Annotated in this window: 17 protein-coding genes; 9 read left to right on the forward strand and 8 right to left on the reverse strand. The window is 67.0% G+C overall.

Annotated elements, in window-relative coordinates; all coding sequences use genetic code 11:
- Positions 1 to 202 precede the first annotated feature (202 nt).
- The 5 genes from RT697_RS18725 (at position 203) to RT697_RS18745 (ending at position 4418) form a co-directional block, all read left to right on the forward strand.
- Positions 203 to 1078: a DUF2242 domain-containing protein gene (locus RT697_RS18725; protein WP_313700929.1), complete on the forward strand. Its 876-nt coding sequence runs from the start codon at positions 203 to 205 to the stop codon at positions 1076 to 1078.
- Between the two features lie 105 nt (positions 1079 to 1183).
- Entirely contained in the window at positions 1184 to 1609 is a 426-nt protein-coding gene (locus RT697_RS18730; protein ID WP_312428811.1) for a CopD family protein, read from the forward strand.
- Positions 1610 to 1908: 299 nt separating this feature from the next.
- Positions 1909 to 2670, forward strand: coding sequence for a MetQ/NlpA family ABC transporter substrate-binding protein (locus RT697_RS18735; RefSeq protein WP_234015914.1), 762 nt, complete (start codon positions 1909 to 1911; stop codon positions 2668 to 2670).
- 7 nt (positions 2671 to 2677) lie between these two features.
- Entirely contained in the window at positions 2678 to 3781 is a 1104-nt protein-coding gene (locus tag RT697_RS18740) for a methionine ABC transporter ATP-binding protein (RefSeq protein WP_313700931.1), read from the forward strand.
- Positions 3762 to 4418: a methionine ABC transporter permease gene (locus tag RT697_RS18745; RefSeq protein WP_313700932.1), complete on the forward strand. Its 657-nt coding sequence runs from the start codon at positions 3762 to 3764 to the stop codon at positions 4416 to 4418. Before RT697_RS18740 ends, RT697_RS18745 begins: the two co-directional genes overlap by 20 nt.
- A gap of 33 nt (positions 4419 to 4451) precedes the next feature.
- On the opposite strand, the gene RT697_RS18750 is transcribed toward RT697_RS18745, so the two are convergent.
- Positions 4452 to 5474 (reverse strand): hypothetical protein, encoded by a 1023-nt coding sequence (locus RT697_RS18750; protein WP_313700933.1) that lies wholly within the window; start codon positions 5472 to 5474, stop codon positions 4452 to 4454.
- Between the two features lie 140 nt (positions 5475 to 5614).
- Between RT697_RS18750 and RT697_RS18755 the strand changes: the two genes are divergently transcribed.
- Positions 5615 to 6805: an aminotransferase class I/II-fold pyridoxal phosphate-dependent enzyme gene (locus tag RT697_RS18755; RefSeq protein ID WP_313700935.1), complete on the forward strand. Its 1191-nt coding sequence runs from the start codon at positions 5615 to 5617 to the stop codon at positions 6803 to 6805.
- Here RT697_RS18755 and RT697_RS18760 read toward each other — a convergent pair.
- Positions 6780 to 7304, reverse strand: a complete 525-nt coding sequence (locus RT697_RS18760) for a hypothetical protein (protein WP_313700936.1) — start codon at positions 7302 to 7304, stop codon at positions 6780 to 6782. The two genes, RT697_RS18755 and RT697_RS18760, sit on opposite strands and share 26 nt — an antisense overlap.
- A gap of 113 nt (positions 7305 to 7417) precedes the next feature.
- On the opposite strand from RT697_RS18760, the gene ppk2 reads away from it, so the two are divergent.
- Complete coding sequence (ppk2, locus tag RT697_RS18765; protein ID WP_313700938.1) at positions 7418 to 8614, forward strand: polyphosphate kinase 2; 1197 nt, start codon at positions 7418 to 7420, stop codon at positions 8612 to 8614.
- 4 nt (positions 8615 to 8618) lie between these two features.
- Here ppk2 and RT697_RS18770 read toward each other — a convergent pair whose 3' ends face one another.
- From RT697_RS18770 to RT697_RS18790, 5 genes are all read right to left on the reverse strand, one after another.
- Positions 8619 to 8969, reverse strand: coding sequence for a DOPA 4,5-dioxygenase family protein (locus RT697_RS18770; RefSeq protein ID WP_313700939.1), 351 nt, complete (start codon positions 8967 to 8969; stop codon positions 8619 to 8621).
- Positions 8970 to 8995: 26 nt separating this feature from the next.
- A complete protein-coding gene (locus tag RT697_RS18775; protein ID WP_313700941.1) occupies positions 8996 to 9358 on the reverse strand; it encodes a translation initiation factor Sui1 in 363 nt (120 codons plus the stop codon).
- Positions 9358 to 9741: an RNA-binding S4 domain-containing protein gene (locus tag RT697_RS18780; RefSeq protein ID WP_312428793.1), complete on the reverse strand. Its 384-nt coding sequence runs from the start codon at positions 9739 to 9741 to the stop codon at positions 9358 to 9360. The genes RT697_RS18775 and RT697_RS18780 overlap by 1 nt, the downstream gene beginning before the upstream one ends.
- 165 nt (positions 9742 to 9906) lie before the next feature.
- On the reverse strand, positions 9907 to 10896 hold the full coding sequence (locus RT697_RS18785) for a tripartite tricarboxylate transporter substrate binding protein (protein WP_313700943.1): 990 nt from the start codon (positions 10894 to 10896) through the stop codon (positions 9907 to 9909).
- A complete protein-coding gene (locus RT697_RS18790; protein ID WP_313700945.1) occupies positions 10893 to 11729 on the reverse strand; it encodes an amidohydrolase family protein in 837 nt (278 codons plus the stop codon). The genes RT697_RS18785 and RT697_RS18790 overlap by 4 nt, the downstream gene beginning before the upstream one ends.
- Positions 11730 to 11862: 133 nt before the next feature.
- Between RT697_RS18790 and RT697_RS18795 the strand changes: the two genes are divergently transcribed.
- Together RT697_RS18795 and RT697_RS18800 are read left to right on the forward strand one after the other, a co-directional pair.
- The gene (locus RT697_RS18795; protein WP_313700947.1) at positions 11863 to 12750 is read left to right on the forward strand and encodes a LysR family transcriptional regulator; all 888 of its coding nucleotides are present in this window, start codon (positions 11863 to 11865) and stop codon (positions 12748 to 12750) included.
- A 133-nt stretch (positions 12751 to 12883) separates the two neighbouring features.
- Positions 12884 to 14719 (forward strand): ABC transporter ATP-binding protein/permease, encoded by a 1836-nt coding sequence (locus RT697_RS18800; protein ID WP_313700949.1) that lies wholly within the window; start codon positions 12884 to 12886, stop codon positions 14717 to 14719.
- A 288-nt stretch (positions 14720 to 15007) separates the two neighbouring features.
- Here RT697_RS18800 and RT697_RS18805 read toward each other — a convergent pair.
- The coding region (locus RT697_RS18805; RefSeq protein ID WP_313700951.1) for an aspartate dehydrogenase at positions 15008 to 15800 on the reverse strand (793 nt) is incomplete at its 5' end.

Genomic DNA, 15800 nt, shown 5'->3' on the forward strand with positions numbered 1-15800 from the left:
CCTGGGCGCCGCGCCGAATTCGATACGAATTACGACGTCAGCCGGTGGGGGAGACGGGCGGCTGTTTGCAGGGAGAAAGCCAGTATTGGCCGTCCCGGGCCGTTCGAACCTGTTTCAACATATCTCCGGCATGTCCCGTCCCCCATAAACAAGCGGACTTCTTGTTCGATAATGCAGGTCGCCCCCCCACGCCGGACCTCTCATGCCTCGCGTCACCCGCCGTATTGTTTTTCCGTTGTTTGCCACCCTGACGGCCGTCCTGGCCGGATGTTCTTCCCCCAAGCCCGTCTACGAGCGAGAGGACTTCGCGGAAAGCGACACCTATTCGCGCAGCATCCCGGCCGCCAGCAGCGCCGCCTGCGACGCGGGCCGGCGCGCCTTGCTGAGCCAGGGGTATCTCATCGACAAGTACGAGCCGTCACGCGTTACCGGCCACAAGAACTTCGAGGGCGAGGACGGGCAGCATACGCAGATCAGCTTCAACATCGAGTGCGCATCGGACGGCAGCGGAAACGACCGCGCAACCGTGTTCGCGAACGCCGTGCAGGACCGCTATTCGATCAAGCGCACCGGCAACTCCGCCAGCGTGGGCGTCAGCGTGCTAGGACAGGTGTCCATGCCCTTTGGCGGCAGCGACGATTCGTTGGTCAAGACCGCCAGCCAGACGGTGACGCGGCCCAAGTTCTATGACGGGTTCTTCCAGTTGCTGCAGCGGTTCCTGCCGGACGCGCAGGCGGCCGCCGCGCCGCATGAGCCGCCCGTGCGGACGAAGGGCGCCGCGCCCAAGCCCGCCCCGGCGCCCGCGCCCGCAGACCCGGTGGTGGCGCCGAATGCGCCGGCGGATACGCTGAATCCGACGGAGGCCGGCGGCGACAAGCCGGCGCCGGCTGGCGATGCGTCGCCTGCGAAGACGCCGGCGACGGGGGCGCCCGCCGCGGGAGCGCCCGCCGCAGGGTCGCCTGCCCAAAGCGCGCCGGCTGCCGGAACGGCCGCGGACAAAACACCCGCAGCAGCAACGCCCGATGCAGGCTCGCCTGCCGCACCAGCCACGCCGCCCGCGCCGCAGTCCGGCAACTAACGCCCCACACCCCAGCGCATCGACCGCCGCCCAGTTTGCCGTAGCGCAAACTGCCTGCGCACACGCGCCGCTCGCGTCTTCCAGCGAGCGGCGATAATGCCGCCCATGACATACCAACTCCTGAAAATGGCCCACGTCGCGGCCGCGGTGGCGTGGCTGTGCGGCTCGCTCTTCGTTGCCCTGTTTCTTCTTACGTCGCAGCCGCACGAAGGCGAAGACGCGCCGAAGGAACGCAAGATGCTCCATGCGCTGCGCCGCTGGACGCTCTTCGTCACCACGCCCGCCATGGTCATCACCTGGCTCATCGGCCTGCATCTGGCCATGACGTTCGGGTGGTTCGCGATGAACTGGATCTGGATCAAGCTGGCCTTCGCGCTGAGCCTGTCCGCGTTGCTTGGCATGCAGAGCGCGTCGCTGCGGCGCATGGCCGGCGGCAGCGGCAAGCGGCCGCCCCTGATCGATCTGCAGGCGCCGTTTGTCGTGCTGGCCGCGGCAGCCATCGTGACGCTGGTCGTGGTCAAGCCGTTCTGAAAGCCCCGGCCGGACCGCGCGTCCGGCGCCTTCACGGCGCGCCATATGCCCGCGCGCCATATCCAAAAAACCCCGTAATAACGACTCAACCAACTATTCGTTCGCGCGCATAAGCCCCGTCCCTAGAATCGTCTCTCTCATAACTGCGTTGACTTAGAGGCGATTCCATCATGACTATCCGTATTCTTGCCGCCGGGGCTTCCGCGGATGCAGGCGTTTCCCAAGACGCGCGGCAATCGCGCATGGCATGGACGCCGCTGTTCAAGCGCCTGTTGGGCGCCGTGCTGGCCTCGGCCGCCATGTTCCATGGCCCGGCGTTCTCGGCAGATCCGAAGCCGCTCAAGGTGGGCGTGCGTGGCGGCGTCGACGAGCAGATCTGGGAAGTCGTGACGCAGGTGGCCAAGAAGAACGGCCTGGCCGTCGAGCCCGTCGTCATCACCGGCACCGCCAGCCCGAACGAGGCGCTGAACAACGGTGACCTGGAGGCCAATGCCTTCCAGCACATTCCCTTTCTGAACGACCAGATCAAGCAGCGCGGCTACAAGCTGGTGCCGGTCGCCAATACGCTGATCTCGCCCATCGCGTTCTATTCCAAGAAGTACAAGTCGCTCAAGGAATTGCCGGATGGCGCGAAGGTCGGCATTCCCAACGACCCCAGCAACCAGACGCGCGCGCTGGTCATCCTGCGGGACCAGGGCCTGATCACGCTGAAAGACGGCTTTGATCCCGCTACCGGCACCGCCACGCTGGCCGACGTGACGTCCAATCCCAAGAAGCTCAATTTCGTGGAAAGCGCATCGGTCGTGCTGGCGCGCTCGCTGCCCGACGTGGACACCGCCGCCATCGTCAACAGCTTTGCGTACCAGGCCGGGCTGATCGCCACGCGCGACGGCATCGCGGTCGAGAAGAAAGAAAACAATCCGTACGTGAACATCATCGTCGTGCGCGAGAAGGACAAGGACGCGCCGTGGGTGCCCGCGCTGGTCAAGGCCTACCACTCCGAAGAAGTGCGCCAGTTCATCCTGACCAAGTTCGAAGGCTCGGTGATTCCGGTCTTCTAGGCAAACGATGCAACGCGAACTTTCCCTGCCCGAGGACGCCGCCGGCGCGGCGCAATCGCCGGCGCGCGATGCGCACATCGTGTTCGAGGGCCTGCAGAAGCAATACCAGGGCTCCGCAGGCCCCGTCGCGGCGCTGTCGGACGTGTCGTTTTCGATTGCGCGCGGCGAGGTGTTCGGCATCATCGGCCGCAGCGGCGCGGGCAAGTCCACGCTGCTGCGCTCGATCAACATGCTGGAACGTCCCAGCGCCGGCCGTGTGCTTGTGGACGGCGTGGACGTGGGCAGCCTGGACGAAGATGCGCTCGTCGGCCTGCGCCGCCGGATCGGCATGATCTTCCAGCACTTCAACCTGCTGTCCGCCAAGACGGTGGCCGAGAACGTCGCGCTGCCCCTGCGGGTCGCCGGTGTGAAGCCCGCCGCCGCGCGGGCGCGGGTGGAAGCGCTGCTCGAGATGGTGGGTTTGCGGGACAAGGCCGACGTGTATCCGTCAAAACTGTCCGGCGGTCAGAAGCAGCGCGTGGGCATTGCGCGCGCGCTGGTCCACGAACCCGAGATCCTGCTGTGCGACGAGGCGACATCCGCGCTGGATCCCGAGACCACGCAATCCATCCTGGGCCTGCTGCTGGACATCAACCGCAAGCTGGGCCTGACCGTCGTGCTGATCACGCACGACATGGCCGTGATCCGCGAGGTCTGCCACAACGTGCTGGTGCTGGACGGCGGCCGCAACGTCGAACTGGGCGAAGTCTGGCGCGTGTTCGGCAACCCCCAGGCCGACGCCACGCGCGCGCTGCTGCGGCCGTTGCAGCACGACCTGCCCGCGGACCTGGCGGCCCGCCTGGTGCCGGATTTGCAAGGGCGTCCGGGCGTGGCGGTGCTGCGTCTGCGCTTCACCGGCCAGGGCCGTCCGGACGGTGTTTCGTTGCAGGCGCTGGCCGCGATGGGACCGGGGGCCACGTTGCTGCATGGCGGGCTGGACCGTCTGCGCGGCCATGCGCAGGGCAGTCTGCTCGTGTCGGTGCCCGCGCATGCGCTACAGGAAGAGGCCGCGCGCGCCGCGCTGGTGGCCGATCAGATCAAGGTGCTGGGCTATGTCGCTACCGATGCTTGACAAGTACCTGCAGGCGTTTCTGCAGACCCTGACGATGGTGAGCATTTCCGCCGCCATCGCCATCGCGACCGGCTTGGCGCTGGCCGTGGTGCTGACCATCACCGCGCCGGGCAATCTCTACCCGCGCCCGCGTTTCAACAAGGCGCTGTCGATTACGGTGAACACGTTTCGCGCCATCCCGTTCATCATCCTGCTGGTCGCGATGCTGCCGTTCACGCGCTTCCTGGTGGGCACGACGCTGGGCACCTGGGCGGCCATCGTGCCGCTGTCGGCCAATCTGATTCCGTTCTTTGCGCGCATTGCGCAGGTCAGCCTGAACGACGTGGACCACGGTCTGATCGAAGCGGCGCGCGCCATGGGCTGCCGGCGCTGGCACATCGTGCGCCACGTGCTGCTGCCCGAGGCCTTGCCTGGCATCATCGGCGGCATGACGGTCAGCGTCATCGCCATGATCAACGCGTCGGCGATGGCCGGCGCGGTGGGGGCGGGCGGCCTGGGCGACCTGGCGATCCGCTACGGCTACGAGCGCTACGAGACCCGGGTGATGTTCGAGGTGATCGTCATCCTGATCGCGCTGGTGTCGATCGTGCAGTTCACCGGCGAGTGGCTGTCGCGCCGCGCCGACCATAAGCGGTGAACGATGCGAGCCGCACGCCAGGCACTTGCAGGATCAGCGCAATGGCGCCTGCGGCATGGCCGCCAGCGATTGCGTGGCCAGCCGCTCCTGCTCGCCGGCCAGCCGGTTGACGGCGTCCTGATGTTGATGAAAGCGCGCCAGGTCGGCGTCGCGGCCGAACATCAGCTCGTCGCGGTCCGCGTACCAGAACTGCCGGTTGTCATCGAGCAGCGTGATCATCATTCCGAACTCATGCAGGATCTGCGTTTCCAGGTCCCAGACGCGAGTCAGCTTTTCGGTGCTGGCCGCCCGCGAGTCCTGCAGCGCCCTCAGGATCTTGTCCTTTTCCGGCTCGGAAATGGTCAGCGAGCGCACCAGCGCCGGCATGCCGTTCAACACTTCCATGCTTTGTTCGCGGTACCCCGGCACGAGTTTTTCGGCCTGTTCCAGGATCAGGCGGCTTTCGATCAGGCCGGAGTCGCGCGCCAGCCGCCGGGCGTCGAACAGCTTGGGCAGGCCGATTTCCTTGAGTTCCTGCAGGTAGGCGCGATGCTGCGCCAGCCGTTCGCCCGCGATGGTCTTCATGGCCCGTTCCATTTCGCCGTACGGGCCGGAGGCCTTGGGCGAGGGGTCGATGGCAGGCACGTCTTCGGGCGCGCCGCTGCCGCCGCCCGCCTGCAGGCGCAGCGCGTCGATGGCCTTGCGGATTTCGGTGTTGGCGATCTCGCGCTGGCGGTTGTCGTGGTTGCGCTCGGCAAGCGGCCCGGCCACGGCGGCCAGCAGGCACACCCCCGCGCCCAGCATGATGCGCAAGCGGTTGCGTGGCGTGCGAAAGCGGGTCCAGATCGAAAAGACGCCCAGGACGACAAACAGCACGAGGCCCAGAAGAATGGCGCCGCCGAACGCCAGCTTGGCGACATCCAGCATGGTGGCGGGCCGGCTGCTGTAGACGGCCCACGCCAGCATCGCGGAATAGACCAGACAGGTGGCGGCCTTGAGCAGCCAGCCGGGTTGGGGCGGTGTCGCGGGGGGAACCGCCGAGCCGGCGGCCATGGCGGGCGCTTGCGGGTCGTTCATGTCGCGCACGAAAACGGGGATACGGCGTTTGACTGTAAAGACTCGCTTCGGCCCCGTCAATGCCGCGGGCCGGCGGCAGTTTCCGATTTCCAGGCAGGCGCGATGCGCCCCTGCACCCACCCATGACAGGAGTGAACACCATGACCGACCACGCGCAGCAGGGCTTTGCGACCCGCGCCATCCACCTGGGCTATGACCCCTTGGAAGAACAGGGCGCGCTGTCGCCGCCGCTGTACCTGACGTCGACCTACACGCAGGACAGCATCGAGGCCTTTGACCGGATCCGGCTCGGCGAAGCCCAAGGCTATGTCTACGGCCGGACGCGCAATCCGACGCAGGCGCTGCTGGAAGAGCGGCTGGCGTCGCTGGAAGGCGCCGAGGCCGGCGTGGTGACGGCCTCGGGCATGGCGGCCATTTCGGCCACCCTGTTCTCGCTGCTGCAAAGCGGGGACGAGATCGTGGTCGACCAGATCGTCTACGGCACGGCCTTCACGCTGTTCACGCAGGGGCTGTCCCGATTCGGCGTGCGCGCCGTGTTCGCGGATTTCACCCAGCCGCAGTCCGTGGCCGCCGCCATAGGCCCGAAGACGCGTGCGGTGTACTTCGAGACGCCCGCCAATCCGAACCTGCGCCTGGTGGACATTGCGGCCATTTCGGCCATTGCGCGCGGCAAGGGGCTGCTGACCATCGTCGACAACACCTTCGCCACGCCGGTGCTGCAGCGTCCGCTGGAGCACGGCGCGGACATCGTGCTGCATTCGGCCACCAAATACCTCGGCGGGCACGGCGACCTGCTGGCGGGCGCGGTGGTGGGCTGCAAGCAGCACATCGACGCCATCCGGCTGCAAGGACTGCGCTATTTCACGGGCGCGACGCTGTCGCCCTTCACGGCCTTTCTGGTGCTGCGCGGGATCAAGACGCTGGAACTGCGCGTGCAGCGCCACAGCGAGTCCGCGCTGAAGGTGGCCAAGCTGCTGCGCGAGCATCCGGCGGTGGCCGATGTGTTCTATCCCGGGCTGGCCGGCACGGCAGGCGCCGACATTGCGCAACGCCAGCAGGCGGCGGGCGGCGGGCTGGTGGCTTTCGAACTGAAGGGCGGGCTTGCGGCCGGCAGGACGCTCTTGAACAGCCTGAAGCTGGCGCGCATCGCGGTCAGCCTGGGCGATCCCGAGACGCTGATCCAGCATCCGGCGTCGATGACGCATGCCAGCTACTCGGCCGAGGACCGCGAACGCTATGGGCTGTCGGAAGGCTTGCTGCGGCTGTCGGTCGGGCTGGAAACGCCGGAGGATATTCTGGCGGATCTCAAGCAGGGTCTGGATCGGGTGTAGGCGGTGTAGCCGGCGGCGTGGCGGGTGGCGTGACCCCATCGCGCCGCCATGCCACCCATTCGCCTTCGCCCTCGTAATGGCGCAGGCCGCGCGCGGCGGTCGCCCGGCCCGCCCGCAGCGTGTCCATGTCCAGTCCCGGCATGTGGCGAAGCAGGGCGGGGGGCAAGTCGTCGATGTCCAGCACGCGCTCGTCGAACTCCATCCGCATCAGCGCCCCGTCTTCGTTGGCTACGCGCACGAACCACAGGCTTTCCATGTAGTCGCCAAACCAGGGGTCCGGATAGATCGCCTGCGTGAACGCAAACCCGAATTCATGAACGTCGTGCCAGGGCCAGAACTGCTGCAGGCCCATCGCGCGCGCCAGCTCGCCCGTCCGCGTCAGACCGGCGTCGTCGAAGCGCACGATTTCCCGCAGGGGATCTTCGGCCGCCGGCGGACCGGCAAACCATCGCTTGATGCGTGACCACATGGTGTCGCGAACGAAGTGGATGAAGAACATGCAGTGTAATGGGGCCGGGTTCGTGAAAAAATGTTACAACCGTTGATCCCTATCAATCCCGCGCGTCGTGGCGCAAGTTAGGGTTTGATTTTTGCTTCGCAAGGACAGGACCAGTGACCGACAAGACATCGCCAGCCCCCGATCAAGACGCCCCGGCGGCGCCCGCCAAGCGCCCCGCCAGCGCCCAGGGCGCCGCCAAGCGCACGGCAAGCACCCGCCGCGCGCCCGCCACGCGTGCCGCCAAGGGGGAAGCGACACTGGCCGGGGTTGCAGGGGCGGGCATCAGCCCCGCCGTTGAGCCGGCCCTTGAATTGCGCAAGCGCGTCGCGGCGCGGCAGGATGCGGCGCGTCAGGAGACCGCGGCCGTGCTGGCCGATATCGCCAGCCGCTACCAGGTCGGCGGACCGGGCGAGGCGCACGAGGCGCTGCGCACCGTCATCGATGCGCTGTCCCCGGACGATGCGCAGGCCGTGCACCGCGCGCTGCTGGACGCCAACCGGCAGACGCCGGGCGCGCGCCGCAATCCCGACGAAGAACTGGCCGGAGATTGGCGCGAAGGCGTCTATCCGTATCGCCATCGCATGCTGCGGCGCAATTACGAAAAACAGAAATACAAGCTGCAGGTCGAACTGCTGAAGCTGCAGGCGTGGGTCAAGGCCACCGGCCAGCGCGTCGTGATCCTGTTCGAAGGGCGCGACGCGGCGGGCAAGGGCGGCACGATCAAGCGCATGATGGAACACCTGAATCCGCGCGGCGCGCGCGTCGTGGCGCTGGAAAAGCCGTCCGACACCGAAAAGGGCCAGTGGTACTTCCAGCGCTACGTGCAGCACCTGCCGACCGCCGGCGAGATCGTCATGTTCGATCGCTCCTGGTACAACCGCGCCGGCGTCGAACGCGTGATGGGCTTTTGCTCTCAGGACGAATACCTGGCGTTTCTGCGCCAGACGCCCGATTTCGAGCGCCATCTGGTCAGCAGCGGCATCACACTGATCAAGCTCTGGTTCTCGGTCAGCCAGGAAGAGCAGCGCAGCCGCTTCCAGCAACGCAAGGTGCATCCGCTCAAGCAATGGAAGCTGAGTCCGGTGGATCTGGCGTCGCTGGACAAGTGGGACGACTACACGCGCGCCAAGGAAGCCATGTTTGCCCACACCGACACCGCCGACGCGCCGTGGATCGTGGTCAAGTCCGACTGCAAGAAGCGCGCCCGGTTGAACGCCATGCGTTATGTGCTGAGCCGCCTGCCATACGAGGGCAAGAGCGACGACGCGCAGATGGCGATCGATTCGCTGATCGTGGGCCGGGCGCTGTAAGGCTTCAGCCGCCCAGCGCAGCCAGGTTCAACACATGGCTGCGCCCGATCCACACGGCGCAGTCGCGGTGGTCGCGCAGCGAATGGCCGGTGTTCGGGTGCATGAAAACATCCAGCGCGCCGTGGTTCAGCGTGAGCCACGTGGCGATCTCGGCCAGATGCTCCGGGCCGAAGGCAATCTGGTAGCTCCATTGCGGATGCGGACCCACGGGGCGCTCATGGAAGCGCCCCATTTCCATCTTGCCGTCGAACGTCGCGACGATCCGTTCGCGCAGGGCGAACGCGGTGTCGCGGCTTGCCGCGTCGAAGTACACATGGGCATGCCAACTCGCGACGTCCGTCACGGGAATTTCCATTGTTCTGTCCTGATACCTGATTCGGTTCAGCCGCCCGCGCGCTTGGCGCGGTGACCCTGTTTCGCCAACGCGTCGAGAATGCGGTCGCAGTGGTCGCCCTGCACCTCGATCACGCCGTCCTTGACGGTGCCGCCCGAACCGCACGCGGTCCGCAACTGCTTGCCCAGCGCGTTCAAGGCGTCGGGCGCCAGCGCCAATCCGCGCACCAGCGTCACGCTCTTGCCGCCGCGGCCCTTGGTTTCGCGCGAGACCCGCGCGACGCCGTCGCCCGCCGGGGCTTTCCCGGCTGCCGCCTTGCATTGGCATTGCGCGACCGGCTGACGGCATTGCGGACACATGCGCCCGGTTTCGGTGGAATAGACCAGGCCGCCCGTTGCGGCGCGCTTCATCAGGATTTGCCCCGCATCTGGTCGATGAGGCGCCGGTCACGCTTGGTGGGCCGGCCCGCTTCGATGCCCAGCGCCGGTTCCGGCGCGAGGCGGCGCATTTCGGCGGCGCGCTCGCGGGCGGCCACGCTTTCGGGCGTCTCTTCGTAAAGCTGGCGCGCAACCGGGGCAGGTCCGCGCACGCCGCTGACGGCGACGACTCGCACCTGCACGGCGGGGTCTTCCTTGCGGACCGCGATCACGTCGCCCGCGCCGACTTCGCGCGCGGGCTTGGCGGGCTGTCCGTTAACGAATACGCGCCCCTTGCCGATTTCTTCCGAAGCCAGGCTGCGCGTCTTGTAGAAGCGCGCCGCCCATAGCCATTTGTCGAGCCGGATCTTGTCCATCCTGCGGGTTCCTGCGGTAAAGCTGGTCAAGGCGTCATGATAGCGCCGCCCGGTGGCCGGGCATGCCGGCCGCAATGCAGCCATGCGCAAGCCAAAAAAAAGCGGCGCCCCGAAGAGCGCCGCAAACCGGCTACGCGGTGTCCGGGCCGTTGGGCCCGGCAGTACTCAATCCAGCTTCAATCCTGCTTCCTTCACGACGCGCTGCCACTTCTCGATCTCGGCGCGGCGGAACGTGTCCAGTTCGGCGGGCGTGGAGCCGATGGGCTCGGCGCCGATGCCGGCAAGCTGCTCGGCGATCGTGGGATCCTTCAGCACCTTGGCCAGCGCCTGCGAGACCTGGTCGACGATGGCGGGCGGCGTGCCGGCCGGGGCGAACACGGCGTTCCATTCGTAGGTTTCGTAGCCCGGCACGCCCGACTCGGCGATGGTGGGCAGTTCGGGGGCGGTCTTGGAGCGTTCCAGGCCGCCAACGGCCACGGCGCGCAGCTTGCCGTTCTTCACGTGCTGCCAGGCCGAGCCCATGCTCGCGAACATGACCGGGACCTGGCCCGACATCACGTCGATCATGGCCGGGCCGCCGCCCTTGTACGCGACGTGCTGCAACTGCGTCTTGGCCAGCAGGTTGAACAACTCGCCCGCCAGGTGCTGGGCGGAACCGGGACCGGCCGACGCGAAGTACACGGGCTCCTTGGCATCGGGTTGGCCGAGCTTGATCAGGTCGCCGACCGACTTCACTTCGTACGTGGGCGTCACGACCAGCACGTTGGGCACGCGCAGCAGCAGCGACACGGGCGCGAAGGCCGACAGCGTGTCGAACTGCATCTTGCTGTGCAGCGCGGGGTTCTGCGCGTGGTTGGAGGCGTCCAGCATCAGCGTGTAGCCGTCGGGCTTGGCCTTGGCGACGACCGCGCCGCCGATCATGCCGCCGGCGCCGCCGCGGTTTTCGATGACGACGGGCTGGCCGAGTTCAGCCGCGAGCTTCGGGCCGATCAGGCGGGCAACCACGTCCACGGTGCCGCCGGGCGGGTAGGTCACGACCAGCGTGACGGCGCGTTCGGGGTAGGCGGCGTGCGCGGCGCCGGCGGCGCCAGCCAACAGGCCGGCCGCGGCGAACAGCGCGCTACGGTGCGCCAGGCGTTTGAACAGAGGGGTCATGGAGCGTCTCCTTGGAATTGGAATAGCCGCAACGGCGTGTCGGCAAGCACGGTGCGCCGTTGCGCGGGGTCGTCGATCCAGGCGTCCAGCCACTTAGTCGTGGCGGTATAGGACGCCAGGTGGCGATGTTCGGTATGAGGCCAGTCGCTGCCCCACATCAGGCGTTCGGGCGTGTAGGCATCCAGAAGTTGCTGGGTGGCCAGACGGCCGGAGGCGGCACAGGCCGGGGCGGCCCAGTTGCGGTACGGCGCGGCCAGCTTGACCCAGATCCGGCCGCTGTCCGCCTGGCGCAGCAGGTACTGGAAACCGGCGTCAGAGACGCCGAGCGCGGGCTCCGGGCGGCCGAAATGGTCGACCACGATACGGCAGCCGGCGGCCAGCAGGGCCGGCAGCACGCCGTCCAGGCGTGCGGCCTGCAGGTGCACTTCCACATGCCAACCCAACGCATTGACGCGGGCAAGCAATGTCGGCCATGCGGGCGTCCGCAGATCGGGCGTGTCCAGGCCAAAGAGGTTCAGCCGGATGCCCACCACGCCGGCGTCGGCCAATGCTTGCAGTTCGGATTCGGTGGCATCTTGCGCCACGACGGCCACGCCGCGCAGGCGGGCGGGGGCGGCGCGCAGCGCCTCCACAAGGTGACTGTTGTCCGTGCCCAGGAAACTTGGCTGCACCAGGACGCCGTGACTCATGCCGTGCGCATCCAGCAGGCGCAGGTACTCGGCCAGCGTGGCGTCGTAGTCCGGCGTGTGGCGGCGCGTGTTGGCCAAGGCGAGGCCTTGGTGGAACACGTGGGCGTGGGTGTCGACGGCGGCGCCTGGGATCGGCGAGGACAAATCAGTCTCCTCATTCGGCCTGCCGCTCGTGGGAGCGGCAATGCGCTTATGTAATGTTCTGTAAGTCGGGATTCTAGGAAGTCAGGGTATAGTTTTCCATTCTGGAAAGGCGCTTTAAATATATTGGAACGATATGGAAACCCGGCATCTGCGGTACTTCCTGGCAGTGGTGGACCACGGCAGCGTCAGCCGCGCCTCGGACTGGCTGGGCATTGCGCAACCGGCGCTGAGCCAGGCGTTGACCCGCATGGAGAAAGACCTGGGCGTGCGGCTGTTCGAGCGATCACGGCAGGGCACGACGCCCACGCCCGCCGCGCAGGCCATCCTGGAAGACGTGCGCGCCAGCGTCGCGCGCATTGACGCGGCGGCCCGCCGCGCGCGGGAAATCGGGCGAGGCAGCGCGGGCCAATTGACGGTCGGGCTGGTGTCCTCGGCGCTCTTTGACACCTTGCCTCGCGCGCTGCGCCAGATGCGCAAGCAAGCGCCCGGCGTGCGCATCATCCTGCGTGAAATGAGCAACGCCCAACAGGCCGAGGCTTTGCAGACCGGAGAGATCGACATCGGCCTGATGCACACGCCCGTCGCCGTGGGCGGCCGCATGCGCGAGCGCCAGTTGCTGCGCGACCGGCTGGTGGCGGCCGTGCCCGACGAGTTCGAGGTCGACGCCGACGGCCAGGTGTCGATGGCGCAGATCGCGCAGGCGGGCCTGGTGATGTACCCGCAGACGCAACTGCCGGCATTTTATGCGGACATCCTGGACGCCATGCGCAAGGGCGGACACGATGCGCACGTGAATCAGGAGGCAAGCCTCACGCTGACGGTGCTGTCGTGCGTGGCGGGCGGCTGCGGCGTTGCCTTGCTGCCCAGTTGGATCCGGTCCATGGGATTTCGGGGCGTGCGCTTTTGCGAAGTGCGCGATGGCGAACGCCTGCCCAGCTTCGACTTGAGCGCGATCTGGCCGGCGCGCAGCGTGCCGACGCTGGCGGATCTGTTCGCCAATCTGGATCTCAGATCTGAATAACGTGACGAACGCCTTTCAACGGCCCTTCAACGTCCTTCAAACAGACTTAAGCGAGGCTTAAAACCTCGTTTTTGCCGGAACTGCGGCCGATCCCGCCGTCTAACCAGGAACGTCTTTGCGAGGTTCCGGGCTCATGGATCTGAATTGGCAGCAGCAACTCGCGGAAAGCGCCCTGTGGCTCGCGCGCGCGTTCGGCATTTCCGCCGTCGCGCTGGCGCTGGTCACACTCGTACTGACCCGCACCACCGTCTGGGGCCGCAAATTCTGGCGGCTGGCCTGGCCGTATCTCACGCCCCGGCGCAGCTGGCGCCCGATGCTGACACTGGCGTTGCTGCTGTTCCTGGCGATGTTCGCGGTGCGCATGACCGTGCTGTTTTCGTTCTGGTACAACGGCTTCTACAGCGCCCTGCAGGCGCTGGATCAGGCTGTCTTCTGGCACTTCCTGGGCATCTTCGCCGTGCTGGCCACCGTGCATGTGGTGCGCAGCCTGGCCGACAGCTATGTGGGCCAGGCCTTCGACATCCATTGGCGCGTCTGGCTGAATGACCGGCTGACGCGCGACTGGCTGGGCGCGGGCGCCTACTACCGCGGACACTTCCTGGCCGAGCCCGTCGACAACCCCGACCAACGGATCGAGCAGGACATCGCACAGTTCGTGACGGGCTCGCGCACGCTGGCCATCGGCGCGTTGAGCGCGATCGTGTCGCTGGTGGCCTTCACGTCGATCCTGTGGGGGTTGTCGGGTCCGTTGACGCTCGGCGGCGTTGAAATCCCGCGCGCCATGGTGTTCGTCGTGTATCTGTACGTCATCGTCGCCACATGGCTGGCCTTCAAGATCGGCCGCCCGCTGATCAAGCTGAATTTCCTATCCGAGCGCCTGACCGCCAACTTCCGTTATGCGCTGGTGCGCCTGCGCGAGAACGCCGAGAACGTCGCGTTCTACCAGGGCGAGGAAGTCGAGCGCGCGACCCTGTGGACCCGCTTCACGTCTTACATCGCCAATCTCTGGCAGCGCGTTTACCGGGGTTTGAAGTTCGACGGCTTCAACCTGTCGGTCAGCCAGATCGCGGTGGTGTTTCCGTTCATCCTGCAGGCGCCGCGTTTCTTCAGTGGCGCGATCAAGCTGGGCGATGTCATGCAGACCTCGCAGGCGTTCGGGCAGGTCCAGGAATCGCTGTCGTTCTTTCGCAGTTCGTACGACACGTTCGCGCAGTACCGTGCCACGCTGGATCGTCTGAACGGATTCCTGGATGCCAACGAGGCCGCGCGTGCGCTGCCGCAGGTGCAGACGCAAGCCCTGCCGGACGGCCTGCAGATCGAAGGCCTGAACGTGTCGCGCCCGGACGGCGCGCGTCTCCTGGAAAACCTGAACCTTAGCCTGCACCCCGGTCAGGCCCTGCTGATCAAGGGGCCGTCGGGCAGTGGCAAGACCACGTTGCTGCGCGCGCTGGCTGGCCTGTGGCCGTATGCCAGCGGCGATGTGCGGCGCCCGCAAGGCGAGTCCGCGTTGTTCCTGTCGCAGCGGCCCTATCTGCCGCTGGGCGACCTGCGCGGCGCGGTGGCGTATCCGGGCCTGGCGCGGCCCGACGACGACGCGCGTCTGGCCGACGCGCTCAGCCAGGTCAACCTGGGGCATCTGGCCAGCCGGCTCGACGAGGTGCACGACTGGTCGCGCGTCCTGTCGCTGGGCGAACAGCAGCGCATCGCGTTTGCGCGCGTGCTGTACAACCGGCCGGCGCTGGTGTTTCTGGACGAGGCCACGTCGGCCACGGACGAAGGGCTGGAGCACATGCTGTACAGCCTGCTGCGCGACGCATTGCCGGACAGCATGCTGGTCAGCGTCGGCCATCGCAGCACGCTGGATGCGTTCCATACACAGCGGCTGGATCTGGATGGAACGGGCCGCTGGAAGGTCGGCCCGATGCCGGCGTCGCGCCACGGTGAGGCGCTGCGCAGAGCGGCCGCATAAGTGATTGCGCGCGAAACGTGCTGCCAGGTGTCTGACACCCGTCAGAAGCGACCGCCAAGCGCACTCTGCAGGTGTCTGACACCCTGCGGAGACGATCGTCAGCTTGCCGCAGCATCTCAACGGGTGTCAGACACCTGGCCAAGTTGCAACGGTGCTCCTCGAGGTGTCTGACACCCCCCAGAAGTGATCGCCAATCAGCCAAAGCGCCGCAAGGGTGTCTGACACCGATCCAGACAAAGATGGAAAAAAAGGCCGCGAGCTGCGGCCTTTGATGCGTTTTACCGAAAATCAGGTTCCCACGCGCAGCGGTCCCGTCAGCTTACGCAACGCCGCAATCACGCTTTGCGCGGTGATGCGTCCGGTCTTCGGATTGGCGGACGGAATGTTCTGGATTTCCACCGAGAACGACGCGGAATCCGACACGACCTCCACGCGATGCACATTGCGTTCGAGCGAGGGATCCGCCCAGATTTCCAGCGTGGTGCGGTCCGGGCCGATGCCTGCCAGCGACACGCTGACGGCCACGTTGAGGTTGGCCGGGAAACCCACGGCGGCCTCGCGCGGCGAGCCGCGGAAGATCAGGCGCGGCTCGGTGATGCCTTCGATCTCGATGTTGTTCTCGGTGAGGTAGGGCGCGCCAAGCAGCCCGCGCACCGGCTTGCGGGTAATCATCGTGACGGAGTGGATGACGCCTTCGGCGGCAGCTGTGATGGCGTCCAGCCCAAGAATGGCGCCCGACGGCACAATGATCTGGCCGCCGTGCTGGCCCGCGATGCCGATCAGATCTTCGTGGCGCAGCAGCGCGCCGGAACTGAGCACCACCATCTTCTTGCCGGCGCGCAGCACGGGTTCGGCGATGTCGCGGAACACGGCGGCGGGGGCGCATTCCACCACCACGTCGCAGTGCTCGGCCAGGCCGCCGATGGTGGTGAACGTGGGCGCGCCGTTTTTCCAGGCGAAGGCGGGCGGGGCGTTGGGATCGCGCACCGCGATGGCGGCGAGCGTCAGGCCGGGCAGGCCCGCATCCAGGGATTGCGCCACGGCCTGGCCGATGGCGCCGAAGCCGGCGATGCCGACGCGG

It is taken from the genome of Achromobacter sp. (genome assembly GCF_032113835.1).
In the GTDB taxonomy this organism is placed as follows: domain Bacteria; phylum Pseudomonadota; class Gammaproteobacteria; order Burkholderiales; family Burkholderiaceae_B; genus Achromobacter.

Bases quoted from the DNA above. Each gene is read 5' to 3' on its own strand.
- RT697_RS18755 (WP_313700935.1), top strand. From the start codon at position 5,615: ATGACCGACCACGCGCAGCAGGGCTTTGCGACCCGCGCCATCCACCTG.
- RT697_RS18725 (WP_313700929.1), top strand. From the start codon at position 203: ATGCCTCGCGTCACCCGCCGTATTGTTTTTCCGTTGTTTGCCACCCTG.
- RT697_RS18800 (WP_313700949.1), top strand. From the start codon at position 12,884: ATGGATCTGAATTGGCAGCAGCAACTCGCGGAAAGCGCCCTGTGGCTC.
- RT697_RS18740 (WP_313700931.1), top strand. From the start codon at position 2,678: ATGCAACGCGAACTTTCCCTGCCCGAGGACGCCGCCGGCGCGGCGCAA.
- RT697_RS18750 (WP_313700933.1), bottom strand. From the start codon at position 5,474: ATGAACGACCCGCAAGCGCCCGCCATGGCCGCCGGCTCGGCGGTTCCC.
- RT697_RS18735 (WP_234015914.1), top strand. From the start codon at position 1,909: ATGTTCCATGGCCCGGCGTTCTCGGCAGATCCGAAGCCGCTCAAGGTG.
- RT697_RS18770 (WP_313700939.1), bottom strand. From the start codon at position 8,969: ATGGAAATTCCCGTGACGGACGTCGCGAGTTGGCATGCCCATGTGTAC.
- RT697_RS18760 (WP_313700936.1), bottom strand. From the start codon at position 7,304: ATGTTCTTCATCCACTTCGTTCGCGACACCATGTGGTCACGCATCAAG.
- RT697_RS18785 (WP_313700943.1), bottom strand. From the start codon at position 10,896: ATGACCCCTCTGTTCAAACGCCTGGCGCACCGTAGCGCGCTGTTCGCC.
- RT697_RS18780 (WP_312428793.1), bottom strand. From the start codon at position 9,741: ATGGACAAGATCCGGCTCGACAAATGGCTATGGGCGGCGCGCTTCTAC.
- RT697_RS18795 (WP_313700947.1), top strand. From the start codon at position 11,863: ATGGAAACCCGGCATCTGCGGTACTTCCTGGCAGTGGTGGACCACGGC.
- RT697_RS18745 (WP_313700932.1), top strand. From the start codon at position 3,762: ATGTCGCTACCGATGCTTGACAAGTACCTGCAGGCGTTTCTGCAGACC.
- RT697_RS18730 (WP_312428811.1), top strand. From the start codon at position 1,184: ATGACATACCAACTCCTGAAAATGGCCCACGTCGCGGCCGCGGTGGCG.
- RT697_RS18775 (WP_313700941.1), bottom strand. From the start codon at position 9,358: ATGAAGCGCGCCGCAACGGGCGGCCTGGTCTATTCCACCGAAACCGGG.